We start from the raw sequence: 15,491 nt of genomic DNA, 5'->3' as shown, positions 1-15,491 counted from the left end.
GATAACAGGATTAATAAATAATAACCCTGTTATCACTGAGATAATGATTCTTTTATATCGCTGCGGTCACGGAAAACCAGCAAACCACCGATAATCAGTGCTGCAAAGGCCACCCACAGCGCCGGTTCCAGTTTACCGGTAAAATACGCGGAGACAGAGGATACCAGCGGGCCGCCGAGCTGCCCGACGGCATACCAGGTGGTCAGCAATCCGGCCATATAGCGGCCGTGCTCCGGTGCCAGTTCGCGTCCGCACTGGAATGCCAGCTGGACCGCAGCCATCAGGCCGCCGCCGACCAGAAAAGCACTGACTGCCAGACCACTGATCCCGGGCATGATTTCTGCCGCCAGAATACCCGCTGCCTGTGCCCAGAGAGTGATTGCCAGCCGCCGCGGCGGCGTGAAAAAACGCCGCGTGGCAATCGCGGCCACGATACCGGCGACTGCCGCTATCCCGAATACCGGCCAGACAAACTGAGCAAACAGGCTGCCGGGGAAACGCGCCGCCGCCATCTGTGATAAAAACGTGGCAGGCAGAATATAGCCGAATCCGGCCAGCGCATAGCTCCACAATAAACGGCGGATTTTTGGTGTCATCCGCGGTTTACTGTGCGGGGAGGAGGAGCTGCTCAGTTCCCCCGGGCGCGGCAGATAGCGGCTGACATACAGACTGAAGAGCAGTGCCGCAGCACCATAGATCCACCAGCCCTGCGAGGCGGTCAGTGATAAGCCCTGAATGCCGATAGCTGCCAGTCCGCACAGCAGAATTCCGGTACCGGTGCCGCCGTAAACCGCGACACTCAGTGCCGGACGGTTAAGTTTTGCCAGTGCGTCATTGGTCCAGGCAGCTGCTAACACCAGTGTCCAGCCGCTCGCCCAGCCGATAAAAAAGCGCGCGATACTGTGCAGCACAGCCCCGGAAATCACCGCTGACAGCAGTGTGATAATCACCGCGCCCCATAAACCGGTCCACAGCCGCAGCTCAATACCGCGTTTTGCCCGCATGGCATCAAAGGATCCTGCCAGATAGCCGAGGTAGTTCCAGGCAGCCACAATACCGGCAGTTGTCAGATCAAGCTGGTACTCGTCAATCATCAGCGGCACCTGCGGGGTAAAAGCAAAGCGCCCTATTCCCATGGCCACCACCAGCGCAAGAAAACCACTGACTGCAATATGAAGCGCCGTTGTCTGACGGGCGGAGTGAGATGTCGTCATATGAAATGCAATATGTTAATAATTTGTAACTTCGTTATACCAAAAGAAGCCTTTAAAATGCAATAATGACTTCCGGAATCAGATCTGTTGCTCACGCTTTTGTGCCACATCATTCAACTTGTGCTGTAAGTCTGCCATAATGCCCTTCTCTTTATTATCCGTTTTATCTGCGCCCAGCAGGCGCCGGGAGTGAAACAGCATCATGGCTAATCCGACAGAAAGTTACACCTCTTCGTTAATCTCTTTACAGGAAGCACTGGATAAGCTGCTCGCGACCCCGGCCGCGATCACCGGTACTGAAACAATCGCGCTGACGGATGCCGCCGGGCGGATCACTGCCACCCCGGTTATTTCGCCTATCAATGTACCGCCGTTTGATAATTCCGCAATGGATGGTTACGGGTTTCGCCTGTCCGACTGGGACGGAAAAACCCCGCTGCCGGTTGCCGGTCGCGCTCTGGCGGGTGTTCCATTCAAAGGTGAATTACCGGCCGGACAATGTGTCCGTATTATGACCGGCGCACCGGTACCCAAGGGTGTGGATACCGTGGTGATGCAGGAAGAAGCGAAAGTGTCGGATGCCGGAATTACCTTTACCGCCGGAATTACCGCCGGGCAGAATATCCGCCGTACTGGTGAGGATATCGCGCAACACAGTGAAGTTTTACCGGCAGGCACCAAACTGGCCGCCGCCCAGCTGCCGCTGATTGCCTCCCTCGGTCTGGCGGAGCTGTCCGTGGTGCGCAAACTGAAAGTGGCGGTGTTCTCCACCGGTGATGAATTGCAGGCGGTCGGCCAGCCGCTGGGTGACGGACAGATTTATGATACCAACCGCTTTGCGGTTCGTCTGATGCTGGAAAAGCTCGGTTGTGATGTAATTGATCTCGGCGTGATCCCGGATAATCCGGATATTCTGCGCGCCACTTTTGAGAAAGCCGATGCACAGGCGGATCTGGTGATCAGCAGCGGCGGCGTGTCTGTCGGCGAAGCGGATTACACCAAACAGATTCTTGATGAAATCGGCAAAATTAATTTCTGGAAACTGGCGATCAAACCGGGCAAGCCGTTTGCTTTCGGTAAGCTGAATAACGCCTGGTTTTGCGGTCTGCCGGGTAATCCGGTCTCCACCACCGTTACCTTTTATGAGCTGGTGCAGCCGCTGATCGCCCGCCTGTCCGGTTTCAGCCAGTGGCAGCCGCCAATGCGGTTTAAAGCCGTCACCACTACGCCGCTGAAAAAATCCTCCGGTCGTCTGGATTTCCAGCGCGGTATTGCCGGGGTGAATGAGTCCGGTCAGATGGTGGTAAAAACCACCGGCGACCAGGGCTCGCATATTTTCAGTTCATTCAGCCTCGCCAACTGCTTTATTGTGCTGGAGCGTGAGCGCGGTGCGGTTGCCGCCGGTGAAACCGTTGAAATCGAGTTTTTTAACCATTTACTGAAGAATGACTGATGGCGACTGAACCCGGACATATTGAGCTCAGTGATGAGGAAGCGCTGCGTTATAACCGGCAGATCGTGCTGCGCGGCTTTGATTTTGATGGTCAGGAAGCGCTGAAAGCCGGGCGGGTGCTGATCACCGGCCTCGGCGGACTCGGGTGTGCGGCAGCGCAGTATCTGGCGGCGGCGGGCGTGGGGCATCTTACGTTGCTGGATTTTGATACCGTATCTCTCTCCAATCTTCAGCGTCAGATCCTGCATACCGATGCCCGTATCGGGATGGCAAAAACAGAATCCGCCGCCATTGCGCTGAAAGCCGTCAATCCGCATTGCCATACCGAAACCGTTACCAAACAGCTGGATGATGATGAGCTTACCGCTCTGATCCGGTCTCACCATGTGGTGCTGGACTGCACCGATAATGTCGCCGTCCGCGAACAACTGAACCGGGCGTGTCATCAGCTGAAGATCCCGCTGGTGTCCGGTGCCGCTATTCGTATGGAAGGACAGATTGCTGTCTTTACCTGGCAGGAGGGGGAACCCTGTTACCGCTGCCTGAGCCGGTTATTCGGGGAGAACAGTCTGACCTGTGTGGAAGCGGGTGTGATGGCACCGCTGGTCGGTACCATCGGCACCCTGGAGGCGATGGAGTGCATCAAACTGCTCACCGGCTACGGGCAGGTGAGCAGCGGAAAAGTGGTGCTGTTTGATGCGATGCGCATGCAGTTCCGCACCATTAATCTTAAGCCTGATCCTCAGTGCGAGGTGTGCGGCTGTAACGGATAGTCTCCGGTTTATCCAGATGGATCTGTGTGACGGCAGGCTGTGTTTCTGCTATCACACGGCCGTCACGGACAGAGTAACGCACCGGCACCTGACGGCGGACGGCATCAAACCCGTTTTCCGCCGGCAGGATCAGCAGACTGGCGCGTTTGCCTTCCGCCACGCCGTAATCCTGTAAGTTCAGGGTACGCGCACTGTATTCCGTAATCAGCTTCAGCCCGTCATTAATCTGACCATATCCCATCAGCTGACAGACATGCAGCCCCATATGCAGCACCTGGAGCATATTGGCGGTACCCAGCGGATACCACGGGTCAAACACGTCATCGTGACCGAAGCAGACATTAATGTCCGCCGCCAGCATCTCTTTGACACGGGTGATCCCGCGGCGCTTCGGATAGGTATCGAAACGCCCCTGTAAGTGAATATTCACCAGCGGGTTCGCCACAAAGTTAATGCCGGACATTTTCAGCAGACGGAACAGGCGGGAGGTATAAGCCCCGTTATAAGAGTGCATCGCCGTGGTGTGGCTGGCGGTAACACGCGCGCCCATTCCCTCACGGTGTGCCAGCGCGGCAACGGTTTCCACGAAACGGGACTGTTCATCATCGATTTCATCACAATGCACGTCGATCAGACGGTCATATTTCTGTGCCAGCGCAAAGGTTTTGTGCAGGGATTCCACGCCGTATTCGCGGGTAAATTCAAAGTGCGGGATAGCCCCCGCCACATCCGCGCCCAGGCGCAGTGCTTCTTCCAGCAGTGCTTCACCGTCCGGATAGGACATGATCCCTTCCTGCGGAAACGCAACAATCTGCAAATCCACCCACGGCGCAACTTCCTGCTTCACTTCCAGCATCGCTTTCAGCGCGGTCAGGGTGGCATCAGAGACATCAACGTGAGTGCGGACATGCTGGATGCCGTTGGCAATCTGCCATTTCAGGGTCTGCCGGGCGCGGGTTTTCACATCATCGTGCGTCAGCAGCGCTTTGCGTTCCGCCCAGCGTTCAATCCCTTCAAATAAGGTGCCGGACTGGTTCCACGCCGGTTCCCCGGCAGTCTGGGTGGTATCGAGGTGAATATGCGGCTCGACGAACGGCGCGGTGACCAGGCCGCCTTCGGCGTCCAGGCTTTCCGGCAGTATTTCACCCTCCGGCTGCGGCACAATCGCGGTAATGCGCTGATTATCGATGTCGATACGCCACAGGCCAGCACGATCCGGCAGACGGGCATTAAAAATATGTTTTACGGTTTGATTAAGCACGGGTCATCTCCGGGTTGGTTGTACGACGACGGTTAAGTAACGGATTGAGGACAGCATAGCTTAACGCCCCGCCGAGAACTGCGTTCACCGGCACAATCCCCGGCAGCCAGTGCCCGGCAATCACACCTGCCGCCACGGCCAGCAGTGCGCTGACATTCACATCGCGCATTTTGCTGCGGTCAAAGGTTTCATAACGGTGACGGTACATCAGGTAATCGGCAATAATAATGCCCCCGATTGGCGGGATAGCGGCGGATAAGAAAGTCAGCCAGCCGACAAAATTATTGTAGAGCCACAGAGCGCACAGTGTGCCGATAAGCCCGTTGACGATAGATAAGGTTTTGCTGGAAAGCCCGGTGATATTGGCAAACCCCAGACCGGAGGCGTAAAGCGCGTTATCATTGGTGGTCCAGATATTCAGACCGAGAACGATAATCGCCGGTAATAACAGTCCCTGTGCAATCATCACATCAGAGATATCCGCCATACCGAGAGACGCCGCCCCGGCCGCCCCGAAGATAAACATCAGTGAATTACCGAGGAAGAAGGCGATAATCGCCACCAGCACCGCAATTTTCGGCTTGCGGCCGAAGCGGACAAAATCCGCTGTCAGCGTGCCGGCACTGACAAACGAACCGACCACCATGGCGAGCGCCAGATTAAAATCAATCGGCTGTGCAGGGAGCACATCACGCAGTGCGCTCATGCCGCCCATGCCTGTAACCGCGAGGTAAACCGAATAGCTGCCGAGAATGGCAATCGCCGGAACCGCAATCACCGAGAGTACGGTCAGCGCAGAGATACCGAAGAACACGGTTATGGTCATCAGCACCCCGGAGATACCGATCAGCCAGTTGATATCCCAGCCCGTTGCTTTGCCGACCGGAATGGCAAACATGGCCACACCGACGCCGAACCAACCGACCTGTGTGCCGCCGAGTAAGAATGAAGGGAGCCAGGAGCCTTTAATACCGAAGGAGTAACGCGCGAGAAGATGGGTTGTTAAGCCGGTTTTGGAACCAATGAAACCAAGAAAAGCGGTGTAGACACCAAGAAGAAGATTACCGATAAGAACTGCGAGGAAGAAATCATTAAAACTGAGACCGGTACCGAGAGCACCTCCGGTCCACATACTGGCGGAAAAGAAGGTCAAACCCAGCATTACAAAGGTTAATGCCAGCCCGCCTTTCCGCGCGGATATGGGCACAGGCCCATGACTGTAATTTTTATCCCCGGACACAATTGCCTCCTGTTGCTTTTCTCAGGCCAAAAAAATCTGACGAATTCTATAGCCGCAAAAAACAAAAGCAAACGATTTCGTTCACACTTTAAGAGAATTAACGCATCGTTAATATCCCGGTAAAAAAGCATTTTGACCAAACGAACAGGACAAAAATGCGGAGAAATCGTTCCTGATTGCTGTACCCGTTATTGTCAGACGGAGAGGCTACTCCTGTTATCAGGATATGAACATGAAGTGCTTGAAATACGCTTCCGCCCGTCAAAAAATCAAAAAAATCACATAAAAATCAATTTATTAATATTTTAATTATTTACTGTCGCAGTAAGTGACGATAAACATTGCATGCCTGCCGGGAAATAACACCTGACATCAGAAAATAATATTCTTCTCCCGGGAGCTCTTTTATTTCCCCGGATATTCCGCCGGGGATGTTGTTATTTTTTATATTTTCTTTCTGACACGCGATTACTTTATCTTTATTTATCGGTTACCCGCCGTTTTACGGCGATGAAAAGCAGCAGCCTGAGACTTATCCGTCACCCTCCCGCTTCAAAAATACCCGGGTTATTCTCTTTTGCAGCCGGATAACGAATTACGTTATGTCACGTAATGTATTGCCGGTAACACCGGCTTATTACTTAAAACAGGTATCACAATGAATTTACTGAAAAATATATCAGGTTATGTTGTTTTCGGTATGCCTGATAATAAGCCGGAAAAGCACGACCGGTAAGGATGGTTTATCCTTATTATTATCCTGTTCAACTTCTGTTGCCAAATACAGATAACTCATATATTGTACGCCGCCTGCATTTACCCCAGCGTGTGGTGATGGCCCGTTTATCACTGACGTTTCAGTAAAGTGCGCACGATGCAGACGCAAGGTGCGAGGTTTATTGAAAATAAATGCAGACTGACCGTCATCCGCTGACGGCCGGAAATATATATTGTGCCCGGATGCGATATCCGCGGCATGTTTCAGGCTATTGGGAAGGGCTGTAAAAATGCAACAGAATACTGTGCAAATGAAACGCGTCTTAAATACCCCCGCGTTGGTTTTCTTCGGGCTCGCCTATATGGTGCCCCTTGGTATCTTCACAACTTACGGACAGGTTACCGTCCTCAGTGAAGGTCATTTACCGGTTGCTTATATTATTACTCTGACAGCCGTCCTGTTTACCGCACTCAGCTATTGTAAAATGACCAGCACACTGCCGCTGGCCGGCTCTGCGTATTCCTATGTCCAGAAAATATTCGGCGGGAATACCGGGTTTCTGGTCGGCTGGGCGCAATTGCTGGATTATCTGTTTCTGCCGATTATCAACTATATCGCCATCGGTATTTTTGTGCATGAAGCCCTGCCGTCGGTGCCGATGGAGCTGATAATCGTCTCCACTATTGTGATTGTCTCTGTGCTGAATATTCTCGGGATCAAACTGGTCACCTCGATGAATATGCTGATCATTGTGATGCAGCTGATATTTATCACGCTGTTCCTGTATCTCAGCTTCAGTTCCGCGTTCACACTGGATAAAGAGGCGCTGCTCGCCCCGCTGACGGTGATGTCTGATCAGGTGTCCGGGCTGTTTGCCGGTGCGGCGGTTCTGTGTCTCGCATTCCTCGGGTTTGATGCCATCTCCACCATGGCGGAAGAGACCAAAGACGCCAAACGGGCGCTGCCGAAAGCAATCCTCTATACCGTGTTTATTGCCGGGACATTATTTATCATTATCTCTTACGCCGCACACCTGAGCTATCCGGCGTGGCGTGATTTCCTGCCGAACACCGATATCGCCAGTATTCAGGTGATGGAAAAAGTCGGTGGTGCACTGATGGCGTCCTCCTTTATTACCGCCTATGTGATCGGCGTGTTTGCCTCCGCGATGACATCCCAGGCCAGTATTGTGCGGATTTTTTATGCCATGGGCCGTGAAGGGGTGCTGCCGCGCTCAGTATTTGCCCGTCTGCATGCCAGATTCAACACTCCGGTACTGTCGATCCTGTTTGTCGCCCTCGCCTCACTGATGGCGCTGGTGCTCTCCCTGAGCCTGGTGGCGTCCATGATAAGCTTCGGCGCACTGATTGCATTTACCTTTGTAAATCTGTGTGTTATCAAACACTTTATTATTGACCGGAAAGAACCGCTGACGGCTGCTGTGATCCTGCGTTGTCTGGTGGTACCGGCTATCGGGGTGCTGCTGACCCTGTGGCTGTGGACCAGCCTGGATGCTCAGGCACTGACTGTCGGCCTGATCTGGCTGGGGATCGGTGTGGTATACCTCGGTGTGATCACCCGCTTCTTTACCCGCCGTCCGCCGTCAATCACGGAAGAAGAAACTCACTTAATTATCAATTAACTCTGTTGATGAGGATTGGAGAGCATAATGAAAATGACTGCCGCTGATATTATTTATCACAACGGTTATATCTATACTGCGGATGCGGAAAACCGCGTCGCCGGGGCCATCGCCATTGCTGACGGCCGTATTCTTGCCTGTGGTGATAATGATGACATGGCAGCATTCCGTGGTGAGCATACACAGTTTATCGACCTCGACGGCAAAATGATGATGCCGGGGATTATTGATGGTCATATGCACCCGTTCTGGGGCGGTATTCAGTTGTTCGGCTGCCATCTGAATTATGAATCCCTGACCATTGATGAGATCCTCGCCCGTGTGCAGGCGCATCTGGATAATGATCCGCGCACCGGCGAAAATGACTGGCTGAAAGTGACCGCCTGGCTGCGTCAGGGCATGTTACCGGCCGGTATTGATATGTACCGCGAAGATATGGACAAGCTCAATACCCGCCGCCCTGTCGTATTGTTCTCCAATGACTGCCATACCCTGCTTGCCAACAGCCGTGCGCTGGAGCTGTTCGGCATCACCAGAGAAACCCCGGCACCGAGTGACGGTAAAATCGGCAAACACGCCAATGGTGAACTGAACGGAATTCTTGAGGATGCCCCGGCGATGCGTGCGGCAGACAGTATTCCCTCCATTCAGGCTGACCGCGCAGTGGATGTCGCCCGTCTGGTGCAGAAAGTCCTCAATGAACAGGGCGTCACCATGGTCATGGATGCACGTGTGGCAGAATTACAGCTGGATGCGTTCCGTGCATTACAGGAGCAGGGTGAACTGACACTGCGTGTGCAGGCTGCCCGTGAAATCACGCCGGATGATGCGCCGGATGTGGCATCCGTGCCGCAGGCCGTGCAAAACGCCGTTGCCTTTGCGGAGCGCTATCATCAGCCTGAATGGGGCCCGGAACCGGGCATCGCGGTAAAAAACATTAAAATGTTTGTTGATGGTGTGCTTCAGTTCCCGACCATGACCGCCTCCCTGCTGAAACCGTACCGCATCAATCACGGCACCCCGGCACAACCGGACTGGCGTGAGACAGAAAATTACGGTGATCTCTATTTCACTTCAGAGGTGATCGATGCCCTGCTCGAACGTATCGCAGCTGCCGGGTACGATCCGCATCTGCATACTGTCGGTGAAGGTGCGGTTGATATGGTGCTCAACGGCATCGAAAAAATGCGGGCTGCGCATCCGGGCAAAGATATCCGTCCGGGACTGGCTCACAATGAGCTGGTGGATGCCAAAGATTACGCGCGTTTCGCCAGACTCGGCACCATTGCCTGCCTCTCCTTCCAGTGGGCGGCACCGACTGCGGAACTGGCGGAATTCACCCGCAATATGATCGGTGAAACCCGTTTTCAGCAGCTGGAGCCTATCGGTAAGTTTATTGATGCCGGTGCGGTCGTTGCGTTCGGCAGTGACTGGCCGATTGATGATTTTGATGAATGGTATGATCTGAAAGTGGCCGCCACCCGCCGTGGTCATCCGGTCAACGGTCAGCCGGCACAGCGTCTGGACACCGACCGTGACCTGACTGTCACGGAAGTGCTGCGTGCCGCCACGATTGACTCGGCTTATGCTCAGCACCGGGAAGATATTCTCGGTTCCCTGGAGCCGGGCAAACTGGCTGATATGATCGTGCTGGATCGCAATGTGTTTCAGATACCTGCTGATGATATTGCCAATGTGAAAGTACTGCGCACCATTGTCGGCGGTAAAACCGTTCATCTGACCAACTGACGGTAATCCGCAGTCTGATAAACCAAAACCTCATCCTGCGATGAGGTTTTTTTATCTCAGTGCTTAATCGCCAGTGTGTGGATCACCGGCTGATAGCCTTCGCGCTCATATAAACGCATGGCACCGGTGTTTTCCGGCAGCACTGACAACTCCAGATGCGTATGGCCCTGTGCCTTTGACCAGTCTTTAACAGCATCCAGTAATTTTTTTCCGGTGCCCTGTCCGCGTACCGCCGGATCAACCACAATATCAAAGATATAACCGAAACGACGCGGCACCACACAGGTATAAGGTGAGGTAACCTGCGTCTGCGCAAAGGCGAACCCGGCAATATGCCCTTCCGTTTCCGCCACCAGCAGACAGAACTTTTCATCTGTCACAGCGTTTTCGATAAATCCGCGATCCTGCTGCGCCGGGCGCCAGCGGTCGGGCTGATATTCCGCCATCAGAGTAAATAACTGCTGATAAAGCTCAGCAATGCGATCAGTGTCATTCAGTGCGGCAGGGCCGATTATCATAGTATTCTCCGGTTAATCGTAGGTTTTGACCGCAGGTGCCTCATAGTCACGGAAGCGGCGGATAAGCGCGTTACCGTCAGTTTCGACTACCGCCATATGGCGGTATTTTTCCTGCATAAACTGCTCATCGGTCATTTTGCTGATCAGAGACAGCAGCGGGTCATAATAATTATTGATATTCATCAGCCCGACCGGCTTCTGATGCAGCCCGATCTGACTCCAGGTAAAGACCTCAGCAAACTCATCCAGGGTACCGAAGCCGCCCGGCAGCGCGACAAAGCCGTCCGCCAGTTCAATCATTTTGCTTTTACGTTCATGCATGGTGCTGACGCGATGAAGCTCAGTCAGGTTTTTATGAGCAATCTCCCGTCCTTCCAGCAATGCCGGGATCACGCCGATGGCCTTCCCGCCTTCGCGGAGTACGGTATCCGCCACCGTCCCCATGATCCCCACACTGGCACCACCGTAAACCAGGGTAATTCCCTGCTCAACCAGAATCCGGGCAAATTTCACGGCCTCAAGGCGGTAAATCTCTGATGCACCTGCAGCTGATCCGCAATAGACTGCTATTCGTTTAATATCCCGCATATCTGCCCTGTCCTTATCGTGATGAAATGAAAATCCGGCAGTCAGTATACGCAAGCGGTCTGAAGATAGCACTCGTCAGATTTTGCTATATTACCCGGCAATCGCTGTCTGCGGATTAATATCCTCTTAAATCAGTAATTGCTATCCGTCAGCCGCCCCGCTAAGATTGCAGGACGAGTTCTGCCTTTTGCATGCAATTCAACATAACTAATTGTCTCACCGCATTTTTATTGCTCCCGAGGTTCTTCATGTCTGCGTCTCCCCGCCAGCAAAGTGGTTCTCCGTGGTTACCGATCGGCTTATTGCTGCTGTCGATGATCTCTATTCAGAGCGGTGCCTCACTGGCAAAAACCCTGTTTCCGGTTATTGGTGCCCCGGGTGTGACCGCCCTGCGATTACTGCTGGGTACAGCGATTCTGCTGGTGATTTTTAAACCCTGGCGGCTGCGTTTTACCCGTGAGTCTTTGCTGCCGATGCTGGGATACGGCCTCTCGCTCGGGGCGATGAACTATCTGTTCTATCTGGCGCTGTCCACCATTCCGCTCGGGATTGCAGTCGCCCTGGAGTTTACCGGGCCGCTGGCGGTTGCTATGTTCGGGGCACGGAAAATAACGGATTATCTCTGGATTATTCTGGTGATCGCCGGTCTCGCCTTTCTGCTGCCGCTCGGTGAGCAGATCGGACAGATTAATCAGCTGGATCCGGTGGGGATGCTGTATGCCCTGGGTGCCGGGGCGGGCTGGGCACTCTATATTATCTTCGGCCAGCGGGCCGGACGCTTTTACGGCGCAGCCACGGTTTCCGTCGGCTCACTTATCGCCGCACTGATTTTTTTTCCGGTAGGGGCTTATCACAGTGATCTCAGTGTGATGTTCAGCTGGGCGGTACTGCCGGTCGGGGTGGCGGTGGCTATCTTATCAACGGCCTTCCCGTACTCGCTGGAGATGGTGGCACTGACCCGCCTGCCGACACGGACATTCGGCATACTGATGAGCCTTGAGCCGGTAATTGGCGCAATGGTGGGTATTATCTTCCTGAGCGAGCATCTGTTATTCACACAATGGCTGGCGCTGAGCTGCATTGTCATCGCCTCCATGGGCGCGGCACTGACCATCAAACCAAAGTCAAAAATCAAAGCTGTTGAGTAATCACCCGCCATACTGAAACCGGCCTCGTGCCGGTTTACCTATCGATTCTATAGATTTAATCGAATTTAACTATCATCTGCGCTGCCCTATAGTAACCCCATCGAAACAAAGATGTTTAACGGAATAAATAAGGGGAACAATAATGAGCACCGCGAAATTAGTGAAAACCACAGCTTCTCACTTAGTGTACACCCGTAACGATGTCACTGATGATATTAAGCAGGAAACCATTGATGAACTGAATCATCAGGTTCTGCAGTTTATCGACCTGTCGCTGATGACCAAACAGGCGCACTGGAATCTACGCGGCCGCAATTTCATTGCTGTACATGAAATGCTGGACGGCTTCCGTGACAGCCTCAACAGCCACCTGGATACCTTTGCCGAACGCGCTGTTCAGCTCGGCGGTGTGGCACTCGGTACTTCACAGGCTGTCAGTAAAGCCTCTGCTTTACCGGCTTATCCGACCGATATCCACACCGTGCAGGATCACCTGAAAGCACTGGCCGACCGTTATGCCATCGTCGCCAACGATATCCGCCGTGCCGTCAGCCGCGTTGAGGATGAAAATACCGCAGATATGTTTACTGCCGCCTCCCGCGACCTCGACCAGTACCTGTGGTTCATCGAAGCCAATATCGAATAATAGTCAGAAATACGGCACCGCAGCCGGCGGGTTACGGTGCTGAAATAAACATCTCATGTGTGAGTATGTGTCGCAGACAATAAAAACAGTAAGACCTAGTGAGTCAATCCTACCCTTTATACCGCCTCCGGGCGGTTTTTTTTGCTTATTATTTTTCGGTATTAACGGTATTCCGTAATAAACAAAACCAAGAAAACATACGTATTTCAAAAACAAAAAAAACGCATAAAATTAAATGAAATAAAGGGAATACGTTAATACGTAATCATGGCAGGTAATTTTCTCAGTAATAATACCTGTCTGTGTATTTCTTCGTGCACAGCGGGGAAATAAAATGAAATCATATCTGTTATTTATCGGGTATTTTATCAGTGCCTTTTCTTTCGCTGACGGTATCAGTGCGAATAGCACACGGTATATTTATCCGAAAGGTGCTCACGATATTACGGCACGGATAAATAATGAATCCGCCACTGCGGCATTTGTTCAGTACTGGCTTGACCCGGGCGATTCCGAGGCTCTGCCCGCGAAATTGCCTGTCACACCGTTTGAACTGACCCCGCCGATTTCACGTATTAATCCCGGCGCAAACCAGATACTGCGTATCCGTCTGTTGGATAAAAGCGCCATACCGGCCGACAGAGGAAGTCTGTGGTGGCTGAATGTTCTGGATATTCCGCCGGTCAGTAAAACGTCCCCGCAGGAAGAGAACGACTCCGTCCAGCTTGCCGTTCGTTCCCGGTTTAAAATGTTTTACCGCCCTGCCGGATTAAGCGACAGAGATACCGCCACTCAGCAGATAACCTTTCAGCCAGGTAATCATTCAATCCTGATAAATAATAATTCGCCGTATCACATTACCATTACGGAAATAACGCTGGCGGATAAAAAACAGATATTACATAAATCGTTTATGCTGACACCGAAGAGCCGTTCAGACATCGCGGTAAAACGCGCGGTGAAACGCGGAGACCGGCTGATTATCAGCAATATCAATGATTACGGCAGTGACTCAACCTTTACCGCCACAGCAGAATAACGCTCACCCGTTTAATTATTTTTCCGGTTCAATATCCGGCCGCACAATCGGAAAGACCGGTAATGCATTAAGCAGCCTGCTGCCGTACCGTTTGGTCAGCAGGCGCTGGTCGTAAATTACCACATCCCCGTGACACTGATGACTGCGGATCAGCCGCCCGACCTGCTGAATCAGCGTAAATGACGCTCCCGGCAGGCTCTGGATTTCAAACGGGTAGCGGTTCAGGGATTTCAGCCAGTCGTTTTCCGTGATAATCACCGGGTTGGTGACCGGCGGAAACGCGATTTTGTGAATATGCACCTGAGTCAGGTAATCCCCTTTCAGATCAAGACCTTCGGCAAAAGAATGCAGGCCGATAAGCACACTGTTCTGCCCGTCCCGGATCCGCTGACAATGGGTTTCCACCAGCCGGTAACGGGGCTGATCCCCCTGCACCAGCAGTTGCAGACGTAAATCCGTCACATGGGTGAGAAACAGATCCATTGCCCGCTGGCTGTTAAACAGCACCAGCATGCCGCGGTGCTCACCGGACGCCAGCTGGGAGCGGAAATAACGCGCCATCTCCCCGATATGTGCGGCTTCATCGGCCGGTGTCGGTTCATAATGCATTTTCGGGATCACCAGCCGCCCCTGACGGCAGTGATCAAACGGAGAATCGAGAGCCACAAAGCGGTCGTCCGCCTTTTCACTCAGCCCGGTCATTTCCTGTAACCGGCTGAAACTGTTGAGTGAACGCAGGGTTGCCGAGGTCACCACAATATTCGGTACATTGCGCCATAACAGGTGGCCGAGCTGTTCGCTGACGCGGATCCCCGCGCAGTGGAACCAGAGGTGAGACTGATTTTTTTCATAGCGGCGGCTGAGCCACTTTGAGACCGGCGCGTGTGAGATTTCCGACAGCGCCGCCAGACGCCACAGTTTGGCGCTGTTTTCCAGTGCACCGAGGAACTTTCCGGCCGTGAGGATGGCGCGGTGCAGACGGACAATATCCTGTTTTGCCGTCTGTTCGTTCAGATCACTGAGTATCCCCTCCACCATGCTGTGCAGAGCATCCGTCTGTTTTGACAGTTGCTGAGCCGCTGCCGTCAGCGGTTCCGGCAGTTCCCCGAGCGGAAACAAATAGTGCGGATCCGCCGCCTGCTCCGGCAGCAGCGCCTGTGTGTACATCGCCATATCGCGGTACACATCTGACATCGCGTCCAGATGTTTTTGCAGACGGGCGCTGTCCGCCAGTTTCGGCGGTTTTAGCGGACGGAACTGTTGCAGATACTGAGTGACAAAGCGGGAAAGGTTGTCCAGCTGCGCCTGAAGTGATACCAGGGTGATATCCCCTTCCACTTCCAGGGAATCACGGGCCACATCAGCGATATGGTGTCCTTCATCCAGCACCAGCAGCAGTTTTTTGCTTTCCGGCAAAACCGATTCATTCTCCATTGCCGCCATCACCAGCGCATGGTTGGCGACCACCACATCCACACTTTCAATTTCACGCCGCGCCAGGA

Annotated in this window: 14 protein-coding genes; 7 read left to right on the top strand and 7 right to left on the bottom strand. The window is 53.2% G+C overall.

The genetic code is table 11. From position 1 onward, the window contains the following. Positions 1-32 precede the first annotated feature (32 nt). Entirely contained in the window at positions 33-1,214 is a 1,182-nt protein-coding gene (locus GN208_RS16990) for a YbfB/YjiJ family MFS transporter (protein WP_004235733.1), read from the bottom strand. 78 nt (positions 1,215-1,292) lie between these two features. Further along, a complete protein-coding gene (locus GN208_RS18095; RefSeq protein WP_004241683.1) occupies positions 1,293-1,418 on the bottom strand; it encodes a hypothetical protein in 126 nt (41 codons plus the stop codon). Here GN208_RS18095 and moeA point away from each other — a divergent pair. Together moeA and moeB are read left to right on the top strand one after the other, a co-directional pair. Beyond that, positions 1,417-2,667, top strand: a complete 1,251-nt coding sequence (moeA, locus tag GN208_RS16985; RefSeq protein ID WP_004235731.1) for a molybdopterin molybdotransferase MoeA — start codon at positions 1,417-1,419, stop codon at positions 2,665-2,667. The two genes, GN208_RS18095 and moeA, sit on opposite strands and share 2 nt — an antisense overlap. Beyond that, a complete protein-coding gene (moeB, locus tag GN208_RS16980; protein WP_015422560.1) occupies positions 2,667-3,440 on the top strand; it encodes a molybdopterin-synthase adenylyltransferase MoeB in 774 nt (257 codons plus the stop codon). Before moeA ends, moeB begins: the two co-directional genes overlap by 1 nt. Here the strand turns inward: moeB and GN208_RS16975 are convergent. Both GN208_RS16975 and codB read right to left on the bottom strand, forming a co-directional pair. After that, complete coding sequence (locus tag GN208_RS16975) at positions 3,397-4,701, bottom strand: cytosine deaminase (RefSeq protein WP_015422559.1); 1,305 nt, start codon at positions 4,699-4,701, stop codon at positions 3,397-3,399. The two genes, moeB and GN208_RS16975, sit on opposite strands and share 44 nt — an antisense overlap. Further along, on the bottom strand, positions 4,694-5,941 hold the full coding sequence (gene codB, locus GN208_RS16970) for a cytosine permease (protein WP_015422558.1): 1,248 nt from the start codon (positions 5,939-5,941) through the stop codon (positions 4,694-4,696). The genes GN208_RS16975 and codB overlap by 8 nt, the downstream gene beginning before the upstream one ends. 1,007 nt (positions 5,942-6,948) lie before the next feature. On the opposite strand from codB, the gene GN208_RS16965 reads away from it, so the two are divergent. Both GN208_RS16965 and GN208_RS16960 read left to right on the top strand, forming a co-directional pair. After that, entirely contained in the window at positions 6,949-8,301 is a 1,353-nt protein-coding gene (locus GN208_RS16965; protein ID WP_015422557.1) for an APC family permease, read from the top strand. Positions 8,302-8,328: 27 nt separating this feature from the next. Beyond that, positions 8,329-10,050, top strand: coding sequence for an amidohydrolase (locus GN208_RS16960; protein WP_004235724.1), 1,722 nt, complete (start codon positions 8,329-8,331; stop codon positions 10,048-10,050). 56 nt (positions 10,051-10,106) lie between these two features. On the opposite strand, the gene GN208_RS16955 is transcribed toward GN208_RS16960, so the two are convergent. Continuing rightward, positions 10,107-10,568 carry a GNAT family N-acetyltransferase gene (locus GN208_RS16955; RefSeq protein WP_243828493.1) on the bottom strand — a complete coding sequence of 154 codons (462 nt, stop codon included), beginning with the start codon at positions 10,566-10,568 and terminating at the stop codon, positions 10,107-10,109. Between the two features lie 12 nt (positions 10,569-10,580). Further along, positions 10,581-11,156 carry a TIGR00730 family Rossman fold protein gene (locus GN208_RS16950; protein ID WP_015422556.1) on the bottom strand — a complete coding sequence of 192 codons (576 nt, stop codon included), beginning with the start codon at positions 11,154-11,156 and terminating at the stop codon, positions 10,581-10,583. A 248-nt stretch (positions 11,157-11,404) separates the two neighbouring features. Between GN208_RS16950 and rhtA the strand changes: the two genes are divergently transcribed. From rhtA to GN208_RS16935, 3 genes are all read left to right on the top strand, one after another. Then, complete coding sequence (gene rhtA / locus GN208_RS16945; RefSeq protein WP_004235720.1) at positions 11,405-12,304, top strand: threonine/homoserine exporter RhtA; 900 nt, start codon at positions 11,405-11,407, stop codon at positions 12,302-12,304. A 142-nt stretch (positions 12,305-12,446) separates the two neighbouring features. Beyond that, on the top strand, positions 12,447-12,950 hold the full coding sequence (dps, locus tag GN208_RS16940; RefSeq protein WP_004235719.1) for a DNA starvation/stationary phase protection protein Dps: 504 nt from the start codon (positions 12,447-12,449) through the stop codon (positions 12,948-12,950). 334 nt (positions 12,951-13,284) lie between these two features. Then, entirely contained in the window at positions 13,285-13,989 is a 705-nt protein-coding gene (locus tag GN208_RS16935) for a molecular chaperone (protein ID WP_004235717.1), read from the top strand. 15 nt (positions 13,990-14,004) lie between these two features. Here the strand turns inward: GN208_RS16935 and dinG are convergent. After that, positions 14,005-15,491 (bottom strand): ATP-dependent DNA helicase DinG (dinG, locus tag GN208_RS16930; protein WP_243828492.1); only part of this gene is annotated, 1,487 nt, incomplete at its 5' end.

Origin of the sequence: Morganella sp. HSTU-ASny43, assembly GCF_022819185.1 — a bacterium.
GTDB lineage: Bacteria > Pseudomonadota > Gammaproteobacteria > Enterobacterales > Enterobacteriaceae > Morganella > Morganella morganii.
This window is presented reverse-complemented; position numbering and strand designations above follow the sequence as displayed.